This is a genomic window from Stenotrophomonas sp. 1337 (genome assembly GCF_031455455.1).
Lineage (GTDB): Bacteria > Pseudomonadota > Gammaproteobacteria > Xanthomonadales > Xanthomonadaceae > Stenotrophomonas > Stenotrophomonas indicatrix.
On the sequence record NZ_JAVDSR010000004.1, the window covers coordinates 176937 to 191253 of the forward strand.

General features: G+C 67.5%; 17 protein-coding genes. 9 read left to right on the forward strand and 8 right to left on the reverse strand.

What is annotated here, in order from left to right; all coding sequences use genetic code 11:
* Nucleotides 1–6: 6 nt before the first annotated feature.
* Both J2X70_RS08275 and J2X70_RS08280 read right to left on the reverse strand, forming a co-directional pair.
* On the reverse strand, nucleotides 7–1224 hold the full coding sequence (locus tag J2X70_RS08275) for a nucleoside permease (protein WP_032975891.1): 1218 nt from the start codon (nucleotides 1222–1224) through the stop codon (nucleotides 7–9).
* 26 nt (nucleotides 1225–1250) lie between these two features.
* On the reverse strand, nucleotides 1251–2303 hold the full coding sequence (locus tag J2X70_RS08280; protein ID WP_301864214.1) for a sugar phosphate isomerase/epimerase family protein: 1053 nt from the start codon (nucleotides 2301–2303) through the stop codon (nucleotides 1251–1253).
* Between the two features lie 95 nt (nucleotides 2304–2398).
* Here J2X70_RS08280 and J2X70_RS08285 point away from each other — a divergent pair, with 95 nt between their 5' ends.
* Nucleotides 2399–3406: a LacI family DNA-binding transcriptional regulator gene (locus J2X70_RS08285; RefSeq protein ID WP_309909861.1), complete on the forward strand. Its 1008-nt coding sequence runs from the start codon at nucleotides 2399–2401 to the stop codon at nucleotides 3404–3406.
* Nucleotides 3407–3445: 39 nt separating this feature from the next.
* Here J2X70_RS08285 and J2X70_RS08290 read toward each other — a convergent pair whose 3' ends face one another.
* The 4 genes from J2X70_RS08290 to J2X70_RS08305 all read right to left on the reverse strand — a co-directional run bounded on the left by J2X70_RS08290 (nucleotide 3446) and on the right by J2X70_RS08305 (nucleotide 5914).
* Nucleotides 3446–3838: a DoxX family protein gene (locus tag J2X70_RS08290; RefSeq protein WP_025873933.1), complete on the reverse strand. Its 393-nt coding sequence runs from the start codon at nucleotides 3836–3838 to the stop codon at nucleotides 3446–3448.
* A gap of 187 nt (nucleotides 3839–4025) precedes the next feature.
* Nucleotides 4026–5048: an ACR3 family arsenite efflux transporter gene (arsB, locus tag J2X70_RS08295; protein WP_309909959.1), complete on the reverse strand. Its 1023-nt coding sequence runs from the start codon at nucleotides 5046–5048 to the stop codon at nucleotides 4026–4028.
* A 14-nt stretch (nucleotides 5049–5062) separates the two neighbouring features.
* Entirely contained in the window at nucleotides 5063–5569 is a 507-nt protein-coding gene (locus J2X70_RS08300) for an arsenate reductase ArsC (protein WP_309909864.1), read from the reverse strand.
* Nucleotides 5570–5584: 15 nt separating this feature from the next.
* Entirely contained in the window at nucleotides 5585–5914 is a 330-nt protein-coding gene (locus J2X70_RS08305; protein WP_032975893.1) for a metalloregulator ArsR/SmtB family transcription factor, read from the reverse strand.
* A gap of 17 nt (nucleotides 5915–5931) precedes the next feature.
* Here J2X70_RS08305 and arsH point away from each other — a divergent pair, with 17 nt between their 5' ends.
* The 6 genes from arsH to J2X70_RS08335 all read left to right on the forward strand — a co-directional run bounded on the left by arsH (nucleotide 5932) and on the right by J2X70_RS08335 (nucleotide 11177).
* A complete protein-coding gene (gene arsH / locus J2X70_RS08310) occupies nucleotides 5932–6663 on the forward strand; it encodes an arsenical resistance protein ArsH (protein ID WP_032975894.1) in 732 nt (243 codons plus the stop codon).
* A gap of 86 nt (nucleotides 6664–6749) precedes the next feature.
* On the forward strand, nucleotides 6750–7775 hold the full coding sequence (locus J2X70_RS08315; protein WP_032975895.1) for an AI-2E family transporter: 1026 nt from the start codon (nucleotides 6750–6752) through the stop codon (nucleotides 7773–7775).
* Between the two features lie 55 nt (nucleotides 7776–7830).
* A complete protein-coding gene (locus tag J2X70_RS08320) occupies nucleotides 7831–9573 on the forward strand; it encodes a GGDEF domain-containing protein (RefSeq protein ID WP_309909868.1) in 1743 nt (580 codons plus the stop codon).
* A 72-nt stretch (nucleotides 9574–9645) separates the two neighbouring features.
* Nucleotides 9646–10089: a hypothetical protein gene (locus J2X70_RS08325; protein ID WP_248150573.1), complete on the forward strand. Its 444-nt coding sequence runs from the start codon at nucleotides 9646–9648 to the stop codon at nucleotides 10087–10089.
* A gap of 11 nt (nucleotides 10090–10100) precedes the next feature.
* Nucleotides 10101–10601, forward strand: coding sequence for a GNAT family N-acetyltransferase (locus J2X70_RS08330; RefSeq protein ID WP_059063390.1), 501 nt, complete (start codon nucleotides 10101–10103; stop codon nucleotides 10599–10601).
* A 144-nt stretch (nucleotides 10602–10745) separates the two neighbouring features.
* The gene (locus tag J2X70_RS08335; protein ID WP_025873924.1) at nucleotides 10746–11177 is read left to right on the forward strand and encodes a pyridoxamine 5'-phosphate oxidase family protein; all 432 of its coding nucleotides are present in this window, start codon (nucleotides 10746–10748) and stop codon (nucleotides 11175–11177) included.
* A 42-nt stretch (nucleotides 11178–11219) separates the two neighbouring features.
* Here J2X70_RS08335 and J2X70_RS08340 read toward each other — a convergent pair whose 3' ends face one another.
* Together J2X70_RS08340 and J2X70_RS08345 are read right to left on the reverse strand one after the other, a co-directional pair.
* Nucleotides 11220–12608, reverse strand: coding sequence for a DUF2867 domain-containing protein (locus J2X70_RS08340; RefSeq protein ID WP_309909871.1), 1389 nt, complete (start codon nucleotides 12606–12608; stop codon nucleotides 11220–11222).
* Between the two features lie 11 nt (nucleotides 12609–12619).
* Nucleotides 12620–12931, reverse strand: coding sequence for a metalloregulator ArsR/SmtB family transcription factor (locus tag J2X70_RS08345; RefSeq protein WP_025873922.1), 312 nt, complete (start codon nucleotides 12929–12931; stop codon nucleotides 12620–12622).
* Between the two features lie 131 nt (nucleotides 12932–13062).
* Between J2X70_RS08345 and J2X70_RS08350 the strand changes: the two genes are divergently transcribed.
* Both J2X70_RS08350 and J2X70_RS08355 read left to right on the forward strand, forming a co-directional pair.
* A complete protein-coding gene (locus J2X70_RS08350; protein ID WP_099842091.1) occupies nucleotides 13063–13656 on the forward strand; it encodes a hypothetical protein in 594 nt (197 codons plus the stop codon).
* A gap of 186 nt (nucleotides 13657–13842) precedes the next feature.
* On the forward strand, nucleotides 13843–14310 hold the full coding sequence (locus J2X70_RS08355) for a DUF2975 domain-containing protein (protein WP_309909961.1): 468 nt from the start codon (nucleotides 13843–13845) through the stop codon (nucleotides 14308–14310).
* Nucleotides 14311–14317 lie beyond the last annotated feature (7 nt).

A 14317-nucleotide genomic window follows, 5' to 3' on the forward strand; every position in this document is an offset into this window, starting at 1 on the left:
GGGTCCTCAGGGCGTGGAAGGTGCGGCCGCAACCACGGGCCGGTCGCGGAAAAGCAGCAGGAAGGCGATCAGCACAAGCAGCGCGACCCCTGCCGGGAACAGCCAGATCTGCTGCCAGTCCGGACCGGCTGCAGTGGTGAAGTGCTCCACCACCGCGCCGGACAGGAACGTACCGATCAGCATGCCCACGCCATACGTGGCCAGGGTGATGAATCCCTGCGCGCTGCTGCGCGCGGCCGGGCCGGCGTGCGCATCGGTGTAGATCTGGCCGGTGACGAAGAAGAAGTCGTAGCAGATGCCGTGCAGCACGATGCCGATCACCAGCAGCGAGAAGCCGCCGCCCGCATCGCCAAAGGCGAACATGACGTAACGCACGACCCATGCGGCCATGCCCACCGCCAGCATCGTCTTCACCCCCAGGCGCACGAACAGGAACGGCATGGCCAGCATCAGCAGGACTTCGGAGACCTGTCCCAGCGACTGCAGGCCCGCCGCGCCGCGCACGCCCAGATCGTTGAGATACGGGTTGGTGAAGTTGTAGTAGAACGCCAGCGGGATGCAGATCGCGATGGACGCCAGGAAGAACACCAGGTAGGAGCGTGACTTCAGCAGGCGCAGCGAATCCAGCCCCAGGATCTGTCCCAGGCCGGCGTCGCGCTGCCGTGCCAGCGGCGGGGTGTGCGGCAGGGTGAACGCATACAGGCCCAGCGCCAGCGACGCCATCGCCGCCATCCGGAAGGTCAGCTCGAGCCGATGCGCCTGTTCCCAGCCCAGCCAGCCGATCAGCACGCCTGCCACGATCCAGCCGACGCTGCCGGCCACCCGCACCAGCGGGAACTGTTTCTCGGGCGACTGCATGTGCCGCATCGCCACGCTGTTGGCCAGTGCCAGCGTCGGCATGAACAGCAGCATGTAGCCCATGACGCAGGCGGAGAACATGCTGAAGCTGGTTGCGGTGGACGCCAGCCACATCAGCACTGCGCCAGCCAGGTGCAGGACCGCAAGGATGCGCTGCGCCGCGAAGTAGCGGTCAGCGATCAAACCGACCAGGAAAGGCGCGACGATGGCACCGATGGACTGGCTGAGGAAGGCCGTCGCCACCTGGCTTGCGCTGGCCTGCAGCGGGCCCTGCACCAGATAGGTTCCCAGGGTGACGAACCATGCCCCCCAGATGAAGAACTGCAGAAACATCATCGCGCCCAAGCGCGACATGGTGTGCGTCATGGCTTGCCCTCCCAGGCAGTGATGTCTCAGATCCCGAGCATGCGGCGCAGTGATCCGGGATCGGTGCCGCTGTCGGCAAAGTCGTCGAAGGCGCGTTCGGTCACGCGGATGATGTGGTCGCGGATGAAGGCGGCTCCTTCCCGTGCACCGTCTTCCGGGTGCTTCAGGCAGCACTCCCATTCCAGCACTGCCCAGCCGGGAAAGTCGTACTGGGCGAATTTCGAGAAGATCGCCTTGAAGTCGATCTGCCCATCGCCGAGTGATCGGAATCGGCCCGGACGATCGATCCAGTCCTGGTAGCCGCCATACACGCCACTGCTGGCACTGGGGTGATATTCCGCGTCCTTGACGTGGAAGATGCCGATGCGATCGTGGTAACGGTCGATGAAGCCGAGGTAGTCCATCTGCTGCAGCAGCAGGTGGCTGGGGTCGTACAGGATTTTCGCGCGGGGATGGTGGTCCACCACGTCGAGGAAGCGCTCGAAGGTCGCGCCGTCATGCAGGTCCTCGCCGGGATGGATCTCGAAGCACAGGTCCACGCCGCAGGCGTCAAAGGCATCCAGGATCGGGCGCCAGCGTCGGCCGAGTTCGGCGAAGGCTTCGTCCACCAGCCCGGGTGGCCGCTGCGGCCAGGGATAGAAGTAAGGCCAGGCCAGTGCGCCGGAGAATGTGGCATGCGCGGTCAGCCCCAGGCGTTGGCTGGCCTTGGCGGCCAGCAGCAGCTGCTCCACCGCCCAGGCCTGGCGGGCGGCCGGATCGCCACGCTTGTCCGGCGGCGCGAATCCGTCGAACAGGCTGTCATAGGCCGGATGGACGGCAACCAGCTGCCCCTGCAGGTGGGTGGACAGCTCGGTGATCTGCAGGCCATGTCCGCCCAGCATGCCGCTGACATCGTCGCAGTACGCCTGGCTGCGCGCCGCCTCGGCCAGATCGAACAGGTGGGGCGCGCTGGTCGGCACTTGTACGCCAGAATAGCCCAGCCCCGCGGCCCATCCGGCCAGCGTGTCCAGCCGATCAAAGGGAGGTGTGTCGCCGATGAACTGCGCCAGGAACAGCGCTGGACCCTTGAGCGTCTTCACGTTGATTCGCCCTCGATGCAATCGATTGCATTATCCTAGCAGGGGCATTCGAAAGACCCGTTGTGCACTGCACAGCGAAAGGAAGAGGTAGCGCCATGGCCACCATCTACGACATCGCAAGGCACGTCGGCGTCTCCGCAGGCACGGTGTCGCGAGCGCTTTCCCGGCCGGACAAAGTGCTGCCGGCTACTCGCGCGCGCATCGAGCAGGCCGCTGCTGCGCTGGGCTACGTGCCCAACACGGTGGCCAGGACCCTCAAGACCCAGCGCAGCGGCAAGATCCTGGTCACCGTGCCGGACATCGCCAACCCGTTCTTCGCGCAGATCCTGCAGGGTGCGGAGGATGCGGCGCAGGCCGTTGGCTACGCCGTCCTGCTGGGCGACACCCAGAACCTGCCCGAGCGCGAGGAGCGCTACGCGCAGATGCTCCGGCGCAACGAGGCCGATGGTCTGATCGTGCTGGGGCATCGCCTGCCGCCGACGGCGCGCGAGATTGTCCAGCAACGAGGTACCGCTGCACCGGTGGTCAATGGCTGCGAGTTCGATCCCGCGCTGGGCATCCCCAGCGTCCACATCGACAACGCGGCCGCCGCGCGCGCTGTGATGGAGCACCTGTACGGACTGGGGCACGAGCGGATCGCTGTGGTGGGCGGACCGCCCGACAATCCCCTGCACACGCAACGGCTGGAAGGCGTGCGCGCCGCCGGCAGGGCGCGTGGCCGCCTGCGCCACCTCAGCGTCGTGCCGGGTGACTTTTCCGTGGAGTCCGGCCATGCGGCCGCGATGGCGCTGCTGCCGCCCGCAACCGCAACCACCGCGATCTTCTGCTTCAGCGACCAGATGGCGCTGGGTGCGTTGGCAGCCTGCCGGGATCTTGGCATCCGCGTGCCAGATGACGTCTCCATCGTCGGCTTCGACGACCTGGCGTCATCGCGTTACCTCACGCCTCCGTTGACGACCATCAGGCAACCGATGCGGGAGATCGGTGAGCGCGCGGTCAACCTGCTGCTCGCCATCATCGAACAGGTCGATGTACCGCTTCAGCAGACGCTGGATTTCAGCGTGATGCTGCGGGGTTCGACGGCCCCGCCCAAGGGTCGCTGAGGCAAGGGCAGGGCGGCGGGATGCCGCGCTTTGCCCGGCTCAGGGCTTGCCGCGCCTGGCGTCCACGCTGAAGCGGCCAGGCCCGCTGCAGGCCAGCAGCAGGAAGCCGCCGGCGATGGCCAGATTTTTCAGGAACATGATCTGCTGCACCGGGTCGGCGAGCTGGTGGTGGAAGATGAAGGCCGTGACCAGGCTGAAGGCGGCGAGCACCGCTGCCACTGCCCGGGTCTGGAAACCGAGCAGGATGCACAGGGCCGTGCCGATCTCGAACAGGATGGTCGGCCACAACAGGATGCCGGGAAGACCCATCGCGGCCATGTAGCCCTGTGTTGCCGCCGGGTCGGACAGCTTGCCCAGGCCCGATACCAGGAACAGCAGCATCAGCAACACGCGGGCGGCCAGCTTCGCAAGGGAGTGAAGTGATGTGTCCACGGCAACGTCCTCAGGGTGGGCAGGGCAGGGGATGATCAACAACCATGCAGGGCGGTATGCCCTTGCCCAACCGACCGGGCGCTGCAGCAGGAGCTCCTGTCCGGCCATCGAATCCCATCACGGGTGAAGTGGATGTTGAGAGCGATGGCGCCGGCAGCCTGGGCGACCTGCGCGGTGCGTCCTTGCCTCAGCGCCGCTCGTACCAGCCGCGCGATGCATTGACGAGGCGCACCACCGAGAGCATCACCGGTACTTCGATCAGCACGCCGACCACGGTCGCCAGCGCCGCGCCGGAATGTACGCCGAACAGGCCCACGGCGGTGGCCACGGCCAGTTCGAAGAAGTTGCTGGCGCCGATCAGCGCCGAGGGACCGGCCACGCAGTGGGCAACACCCAGGCGCCGGTTGAGCAGGTAGGCCAGCCCGGAGTTGAAGTAGACCTGGATCAGGATCGGCACCGCCAGGATGGCGATGACCAGCGGCTGCCGAACGATCTGCTCGCCCTGGAAACCGAACAACAGCACCAGCGTCAGCAGCAGGGCCAGCAGCGAGACCGGGCCCAGCGTGCGCAGCGCGGACTGCAGGCCAGCCTGGCCGCGACGGGCCAGCATCCAGCGCCGCAGCAGTGCGGCCACCAGCACCGGCGCGATGATGTACAGCGACACCGACAGCAGCAGCGTGTCCCATGGCACGCTGATCGCCGACAGGCCCAGCAGCAGCGCCACCACCGGTGCATAGGCCACCACCATGATCGCGTCGTTCAACGCCACCTGGCTGAGGGTGAAATTGGCATCGCCGCGGCACAGGTTGCTCCACACGAAGACCATCGCAGTGCAGGGCGCTGCTGCCAGCAGGATCAGCCCGGCGATGTAGCTGTCGATCTGCGCGGCAGGCAGCGCGTCGGCGAACACGTGGCGCAGGAAGAACCAACCCAGCAACGCCATCGAGAAAGGCTTGACTGCCCAGTTGATGAACAGCGTTACGCCGATGCCTTTCCAGTGCTGGCCGAGCTGGCGCATCGCACTGAAATCGACCCGCAGCAGCATCGGGATGATCATCAGCCAGATCAGCACCGCGATGGGCAGGTTGACCTTGGCCACCTCTGCCGACGCCAGTGCAGCGAAAGGCTGCGGCAGCGCGTGGCCAAGCAGGGTGCCGGCCACGATGCACAGCGCCACCCACAGGGTCAGGTAACGCTCGAACAATCCCATCGGTGCTGGTGCGCTCACGCCTGGCCGTCCCCGGGCTGCACGAAGCCAATGCGATCCAGCGCGTCTTTCAACGGCCCGCGGTCGGACCATGTAGCTGCGGGCAATGCGAGCAGGGCCAGCAACCGTGCCTTGACGATGGCGTGGGCCTGCGCGAACGCAGCCGCCTTGTCTTCCGTGCTGCCATCCACGGCGGCCGGATCAGGCAGGCCCCAGTGCGCGCGCACGAAATCGCCGAACACCACCGGGCATGCCTCGGCGGCCGCGGCATCGCAGACCGTGATCACCAGGTCCATCGGCGCGCCGTCGGCGAACTCGTCCCACGATTTGCTGCGCAGGCCTGCCGTTGCAATGCCCTCGGCCTGCAATTGCGCAAGTGCGAACGGATTGACCTCGCCGGTGGGCTGGCTGCCGGCGCTGAAGACCTCGAAGCGATGACCGCCCCACGCCCGCAGCGTGGCTTCGGCAAGGACGCTGCGGGCGGAATTGCCCGTGCACAGGAACAGGACGCGTTGGGTGGTCACGAAGCAGATCTCCGGTCAGCAGGCGCAATCAGGGGAGGTGGGGCTGCAGGCCGGATCGGGCGAGCCTGCGCAGCAGTTGTGGGTGAGGTAGTCGATCAGGCCGGTCATCGCGCTGAAGTTGGCGCGGTAGCAGACATTGCGGCCCTGGCTCTCGCTCTCGACCAGCCCGGCCTGCAGCAGCTCCTTCAGGTGGAAGCTGAGCGTGGCCGGCGGCACCTGCAGGGCGGCGGCGATGTCACCGGCCATGCGTCCGGCCGGGCCGGCTTCGACCAGCAGCCGGAACGCGGCCAGGCGGGTGGCATGGCCGAGGGCGGTAAGGGCGGTGATTGCATTCTTCGTTTCCATATTTCTAGAATAGTCGAATGAATGAATCCATCGCAAGCGCCACCCTTCCGAATCTGGTCGAAGCCTCGCTTCCCCAGCCCGACCCGACCCTGCTGGGCGCCGGCCGCGCACACCCGCCGCGGATCCTGCTGCTGTATGGCTCGCTGCGCCCGCAGTCGTTCAGCCGCAAGCTGGCGCTGGAGGCCGAGCGCCTGCTGCGCCACCTCGGCTGCGAGACCCGGGTGTTCGATCCGCATGGGTTGCCCATGCTCGACAGCGTCGGCGCAGATCACCCTGAAGTGCAGCGCCTGCGCGCGTGGTCGCACTGGTCCGAAGGCCAGGTCTGGATCAGCCCGGAGCGCCACGGCACGGTCACCGGCGTGTTCAAGAACCAGATCGACTGGCTGCCGCTGGAAGACGGCAGCGTGCGCCCGACGCAGGGCAGGGCGCTGGCGGTGATGCAGGTCAGTGGCGGTTCGCAGTCGTTCAACACGGTCAACACGCTGCGCGTGCTGGGGCGGTGGATGCGCATGCTGACCATCCCCAACCAGTCTTCGGTGGCCAAGGCATGGCAGGAGTTCGACGAGAACGGGCGGATGAAACCCTCGGCGTACTACGACCGGGTGGTGGATGTGATGGAGGAACTGGTCAAGTTCACCCTGCTCACGCGGGATCGTGCGGACTACCTGGTCGATCGCTACAGCGAACGCAAGGGTGATCAGGAGGCGGTCGCATTGGCGCGTGCGGCAGGCGCGGTGGCCGCACGCTGACGGCACGCGACCGCCACAGGGACGCGCATGCGCGGGCGCATCACCTCAATCCACTACCATGGGCCACCCCACCAGGATGTGCCCCGATGTCCCTCGTCATCCCGACCCTGCCCAGGCCTCCCGCCGCACGCATCGCCGCCTGGCTGATGATGCTGCTGGGCATGTGGCTGGCACTGAAGCTTGGCCTGGTGGTGACCCTGCTGTCGGGCCTGCTGGTGTTCCAGCTGACCCATGTGCTGGCCTCCACCGTGGAAGGCAAGCTGCGTCCCGGCCGGGCGCGGGCGATCGCGGTGATCGTGCTGTCGGCGGTGATCATCAGCGTGCTGGTGCTGGCCGGTATCGGCGTGGCCTCGTTCTTCCGCAACGAGACCGGTGGCCCGGACGTGCTGTTGGCGCGGTTGATGGACATCCTCAACACCTCGCGCCACCAGGTGCCGGCCCTGCTGCAGCCCTACATTCCCGAGGATCTGACGGCGCTGCGCGCCGCCGTGAACGAATGGGCCGCCGAGCACCAGCGCCAGCTGGGCGTGGCCGGCACATCGGTGGTGCAGGTGGGCGTGCGGGTGCTGATCGGCATGGTGCTGGGCGCGATGATCGCGCTGTATGACGAACTGCCGCTGCCGAAGATGGGCCCGCTGGCGCAGGAACTGATCGGCCGCACCAGCCGCCTGGCCACCGCGTTCCGCCAGGTGGTGTTCGCGCAGGTGAAGATCTCGCTGCTCAACACCGTGTTCACCGCCATCTTCCTGCTGGGCGTGCTGCCGCTGTTCGGCGTGCACCTGCCGTTGTCGAAGACGCTGGTGCTGATCACCTTCCTGGCGGGCCTGCTGCCGGTGGTGGGCAACATCATCTCCAACACCATCATCGCCATCGTCGCGCTGTCGGTGTCGTTCTACGTGGCCGTGGCTGCGCTGCTGTACCTGGTGGTGATCCACAAGCTGGAGTACTTCCTCAACGCGCGCATCGTCGGCGGCGAGATCCAGGCGCGCGCCTGGGAGCTGCTGCTGGCCATGCTGGTGATGGAGGCGGCCTTCGGCCTGCCCGGGCTGGTAGCCGCGCCGGTGTTCTACGCCTACGTGAAGCGCGAACTGGTGGACCAGCGCTGGATCTGACCCGCCTTCACCCGGGCAGAGCGCTACACTGATCCGCACGCCAGGGGACACATCGATGGGCCGCAGGGCATCGCCAAACGGACTGCAGACCTGGCTCTGGATGCTCGGTGGCCTGTTCGTGCTGTGCACGCTGCCGCTGATGGCCATCGCGCTGGTGCAGGGCACGCAGCGTTACACCGAAGCCGAGGCCAACCTGGTCAGCCTGCAGCAACTGCAGCAGACCTTCGAACTGGCCAATCTGGTGTCGGCCGAGCGTGGACCGGCCAACAGCCTGCTCGGCGCCGACAGCACCGATGTGCAGGAGCAGCGCCGACTGGCCGCGCAGCTGGCGGTCGCACGGCAGCGGGTGGACGCAGCGACGCAGCACCTGCAGAGCGTGTTCCAGAACGACCCGCGGGTGGTGGACGAAACACCGCGCCTGCACGAAGCGCGGCGCCGGTTGCAGACTGCGCGCGCCGCGGTCGACCGGGTGGCCGCGCTGCCAAGAGGCGAGCGCTCGGCAGAGGAGGTGGAGCACGCGATCAACAACATGTTCGCGGTGTACGACCGGCTGCAGGCGCTGACCTCGGTGCAGATCAGCGATCTGGTCGCGGCTGATCGCGAAGCCGCGATTCCTGCCATGCAGGGGCAGATCCTGATCGACCTGCGCGAGCACGGTGGCCGCTTGGCATCCAACGTGATGGCGCCGCTGGCCGTGCCCGGCGCGTGGCGCGAGTCGCAGGTACGCGCCGCGCAGCAGACCGAGGGCCGCCTGTTGGAGCTGTGGCGATTGGCGGCCAGCCACGAATCGGTGTTCCGCAGCGAGCCGGCGCTGTCCCTGCACTGGGACATGGCGCGCCGGCAGTTCTTCGGCCAGTCGCTGCCGATGGTGGAACAGCTGATCGACGATGGCCGGCGCGGCGTACCGCCACCCTGGACGGCGGCCGAGTTCACCGCGCGCTACGTGCCCACCCTGCAATCGCTGGAAGCGCTGCGTGATGGCTACCTCGGCGTTTCGATCGCGCGCTTCCAGCACACCCGCAACAAGGAAGCGGTACGCCTGGCCGTGCTGGGCGCCACCGTGCTGGGTACGCTGCTGCTGCTTGCGCTGGCACTGCGCATCGCCCACGTGCAGATCCTGCGGCCGTTGCTGCAGGCGCAGGCGCAGGTGATCCAGATCGCCTCGGACACGCCGGGTGCAGAGCAGCATGCCACCCACCCGATGGCGGAAATGCAGCGCCTGTTCGATGCCATCGAGGTACTGCGGGCGAAGTCGCACCAGCGCTCGGCATTGACCCGTGAGCTGCGCGAGCTGGCCGATACCGATCAGCTGACCGGCCTGTTGAACCGGCGCTCGCTGGAGGAACGGGTACGACAGCGGCGTGCCGAGGGAAGCACGCAGGCGGTGGTGATTCTGCTGGACGTGGACCATTTCAAGGCGATCAACGATGGCCAGGGGCATGCGGCCGGCGATGACGTGCTGGTGCAGGTGGCGCAGTTGCTGCGCAGCCATCTGCGCCGCAACGACAGCATCGCCCGTTACGGCGGCGAGGAATTCCTGGTGCTGCTGGCCGATGGTGATCTGGCCAGTGGCCGGCGGTTGGCCGAGTCGCTGCGGGTGGCATTGCGTGCGCACGACATCGTGCTGGGCAGCCGTGACATCCTGCGGGTCACGGCCAGCTTCGGTGTTGCCCAGGGCGCGCTTGATCCGATCGGCTGGCACGCGCTGGTGCGTGCCGCCGACGCCGCCATGTACGAGGCCAAGGCGCTGGGCCGCGACCGGGTGCAGGTGTCCCCTGCTGGACGTGCGGCACGCTGAGGGCAGCCTCGTTCATCGGCAGCGCACGCGCTGCTGCCTAGACTGGCCACTCGCCCGTCCCAGGAGTACGCCATGACCCTGCGTTCCGTTGTGACTGCCACGCTGCTGGCGGGCCTGTTCGCTGGCTGCGCCAGCAGCACACCGCGGCCCGATCCGGGCGCCGATGCGCCACGTCATCCGTCGATCGCCGCTGATGCCAGCCCGGTGCCTGCCTTCACCGGCGGGGGCGCCGGCTGGTCCATCGAGATCGCCTCCACCGGCAAGGGCAACCACGATGCCACGCTCACCGTTGCTGGCCGCAGCAGCGCTGGAATGCTGCGCTACCTCGGCCAGCCGGCCGGTGCGCCCAGTTCGTTGACGGTACTCAACGGTGAGCTGGGCAAGCAGCCCACCATCGTCGAGATCAAGCGCGAGCCCTGCCGCAACGCCGAAGGCGTGGATACGTCGGCCAGCGTGCAGGTGACTGTCGAGGGCCAACCACAACGCCGCGGCTGCGGCTTCCTGGCCGTGTACTGACTGGCACACGCATGATCCACATCCCTGTGCTGGAGACACCGCGCCTGCGCCTGCGCGCGCAATGCCTGGATGACTTCCCGGTGTATGCCGCGTTCCTGGCGTCGCCCCGAGCGCGCGGCATGGGCGGGCCGTTCGCTGAGGTCGCCGCGTGGGGGCAGTTCTGCCACGACCTGGCCAGCTGGCATCTGTTCGGCCACGGCGCGTTGATGATCGAGCGCCGCGACACGGGCGAGTGCATCGGCCAGGTCGGCATCAACCATGGCCCGCTGTTTCCGGAACAGGAACTGGGCTGGTTGCTGTATGCCGGGCAGGAAGGGCAGGGTTTCGCCAGCGAAGCGGCGGCGGCGCTGCGTGATTGGGCGTTCGTGGTGCGCGGATTGCCGACGCTGGTGAGCTACATGGCAGCGAACAACCACGCCTCGCAGGCAGTGGCGGTCCGCCTCGGCGGCGTGTTGGATGCGCAGGCGGTGCGCAGCGATCCGGATGACCTGGTGTTCCGCTATCCGCGCTGATGAGTGACGGTCACCGCGGCGCGGGGGCGCTGCACGCGGGAATGCCAACTGCGGCCACTGCGTGAAGAAGGCGCCAGCAGCCATCCACGTATCGGTCACCGCGTCGGGCAGACGCTGGACACCCATCTGTTGAAGGAACTGCCCATGACCACGCTCACCCTTCCCGAACTGGCCAAGAAAATGGCCGGCATCGATTTCACCATGCTGCAGACCCATGCCGGTGGCCAGATTGCTGGCCGCCCGATGAGCAACAACGGCGATGTGGACTACGACGGCGACAGCTGGTTCTTCACCATGGAAAACACCGACATGGTGCGCGAGATCAGCGCCGACCCGAACGTGGCGCTGGGCCTGACCGGCAGCAAGTCGCTGCTGGGCAAGCCACCGCTGTTCGTGCACGTGCAGGGCAGGGCAGCGCTGATCCGCGATCGCGCCACGATGGCCCAGCATTGGGTGAAGGACCTGGAGCGGTGGTTCGAGCAGGGCGTGGATACGCCGGGTCTGGTGCTGATCCACGTACACGCCAGCCGCATCCATTACTGGGATGGCGAGGACGAAGGCGAGATCGTGGTCTGATCGCGGGGGCCGCACAGGGCCCCTGCACAGTGCTGCCGCAGCTCAGGAATGTACAGGCGTGCCGGACCACGCGGCCAGTTCCGGTGCCAGCGCATGTTCAACGGCGCGGCGCAGCAGTGCCGGGGCCACGTAATGGCGATGGGCGCTGTCTATCATGGCCATGTAGAAGCGGCCAAACGCATTGAGCGTCTGCACGCGCGAGCCCAGGCTGATCTGGACCTGGCCGTCCTCGCAGAACTGCACGCGCACGCTGCTGCGGAAGCGGAGATGGCGGTCGTCTGCGCCGAGCAGCACTTCGGCACACCGGTCTTCCGCATCTACTTGGGCATCCAGCACCGGGAAACGTCCGCCGAACACGCGGCTGCGATCGGTGGACAGCAGCGACGACACCGGGCAGCCCAGCGGCGAGGTGCGCAGACGCAGTGGTGCAACCAGACGATTGCGCAGGGCCATCAAGCGGCCGACGCCCGCCGGCGGGTTGCGCAGGAACCCGTCCAGTATGTCGGCCAGCAGGGCGGAGGCCGATCGATGGCGGGTCTGCCCGCCGTGCAGGGTCAGCGTGGTCGTGTCGTTGTAGTGACCGTGCGGCAGGGCGCTGGCGAGCATTCCCGCTGAAGGCGACGACGCGCTGCTGCAGACCGGGTACGCCGGCGTCGCCCGCTCCACGAATCCGCGCAGTGGCTCCAGGCTGAAGCGACGCAGCGGCCCCAGCAACGTGCGCGTCTGCACGCACAGGCGTGCGCGCAGGCTGGGCGCTGCCGCCTGCAGTGACAGTTGCAGCAACGGCGTGGCGGCAAGTGTGGTTGCGCTGGGCCAGTGCGCTGCTGGCAGCACGTCGGTCAGGCTGGGAATGTCCGCGGCGTTTGCCTGTGCCAGTGCGCGCGCCTGCGCGCTCATCGCCCCGGCCAGCTCATTGCTGTGGCACGAGAGCGCGAACAGGGCAGGGTGGGCCGGACTGTTCGAGGCGAACTGGTGCCAGGTGCCACCACCAAAGCGCACGGTGAACAGGCAATCGGGCGGGATGCGGACACGACGCAGCGATTGCAGGAAGTGCGAGGGATCGTCCGCCAGCTGCTGATCGGATGCGCTGGCAAACCGCAGCTCGGCACCGGCACTGCCGGCGATGGCGGTGAACATGCGCGGCCCGGCATGGCGGTGGAAGGGATGGCCGCCGGCACCCACCACGAAGCTGTACAGCGATGACGGATCGCCGTGCTGCAGGTGCATGCCACCCAGCCGTGCCGAGGGCTCGTCCAGCGCATCGATGAAGGCCGGGTGGTGACGTTGGCGCTGGCTGGCATCGCTTACCAGCGCATCGCCGGCACCGATGCCGAGCTGCGCGATGAGGGTGACTTCCACCGGGCCACCACCGTCGTGTGCCGGAAGCTGGATACTCGGGAACGAACGGCTGGTGCGGGTCGAACCGGGCATCGCAGTGCTCCTCAGCGGGCGGGTGTCTTGCGGCGTGCGCGCGCTTCGCGCTTCAGCGGGCCGCCGACCGGACAGACTTCGGCAGCCCAGGAAAACAGCGTGTTGGCCAGGCGGTCGGGCACCTGCCGGAAGTACACGAACTGGCCGCGCTTCTCGCGTTCGATCAGGCCAGCGTCTTCCAGGATGCGCAGGTGGCTGGAGAGTGCCGGCTTGCTGAAATCGAAGCGCTCGGCCAGCTCGCCGGCGCTGAGCTCGCCGGCGCTGAGGTAGGCCAGGATCTGCCGGCGTGCGGTGGAGGCCAGGGCTTCGAAGATGCGGTCCATGGTTGCAGTTAACTAATTCGTTAACTGATGTTCCCCTTGGTGGCAGGTGATGTCAAGCGCGGGCGTGCCCGTTGCGTACTGCCTCCCGGCTTTGTCATCCTCCCCGCTGTTTTCCGTTCCGTGGAGTTCCGATGCGCCCTGCGCCCTGGCTGATCGCTGGCCTGCTGCTGCCGATCGTGGTGATGGCCCAGCCTGCGCGTGCGCCGAAGGCAACAGCGCAGGATCCCTTCAGCGAACTCTTCGACACTGCCTGCATGCAGCACATCGGCGCGCCGGCGCGGCTGCAGTCGCTGATGGATGCCAATGGCCTGACGCCGCTGCAGCCGGCCGAGGCCGCTACGCTGCTGCAGGGCCAGCCGGGCATGGCATGGATGGTGCCGTTGGCCAGTGGCCGCTACGCGGTCAGCTGGGCCGATGATGGCACCTGCACCGTGTATGCCGAGAAGGCCGACCCGGCGGTAGTGCAGAAGGGCTTCGCGCGGCTGATGCAGGCCGCACCGAAGCCGCTGCAGATCCGCTCGCTGCCATCGCGCGGTCCATTGTCCGGCGACCAGGTGGCGATCCAGTACGGTTGGGCAACGCCGGGCGAAAGCAAGCTGCGCGTGCGCTTCCGGCTGGTCACCCGGCAGGCCGCCGAGGCCGGGGTGCAGGCGATGGCCTCGGCCACGCCGGGCGAAGCGATGCGCGAACAGGCCGCGCCGCCTGCACCGGCACCCGCCCGGTAGCGCTGCCGGAGTACACGCGATTCAGCCAACAGCCCGGGGATGTGATATATCGTTTATCGATAAATCGACCCCGGGGCGGCAGGGCCGCTCCACATCGGAGGCTGCTTGACCGCTCGTCCCGCCCGCGCCCTTCCTGCGCGCGGCTTGTTCACCCTGGCCCAGACCGCCGTGCAGGCGGTGCGCGCGATGTGCTGGCTGGGCATCCTGGCCGCGCTGCTGGCGGTGCCGCTGGTGGCCTACGACCGCAACTGGCTGCTGGACAGCGTGCACGACGCGCAGGCCGCGGCCGTGCACGGTTCGCATCTGTTCCTGCATTTCTGCGTGGGCCTGGTCGCCATCGTCGCGCTGCTGGTGCTGTGCCTGGTGTTCCTGCGCCACCTGGCGCGGCTGCTGCGTTCTGCGGCCAACGAACGCCCCTTCACCCATGCCAATGCTGTACGCCTGCAACGCATGGCCTGGCTGATGCTGGCGATGGAGGTGCTGTCCATCGTGATCGGTCTGTATGCCAGCTGGATGGGGCCGGACTTTGCGTGGATGGAAGTTGGCGGTGGCATGTCGATCACCGGCCTGGTGGCCGTACTGATGCTGTTCGTGCTGGCGCGGGTGTTCACCGTTGGCGCAGCGATGCGCGACGATCTGGACGGTGTGATTTGATGAGCAT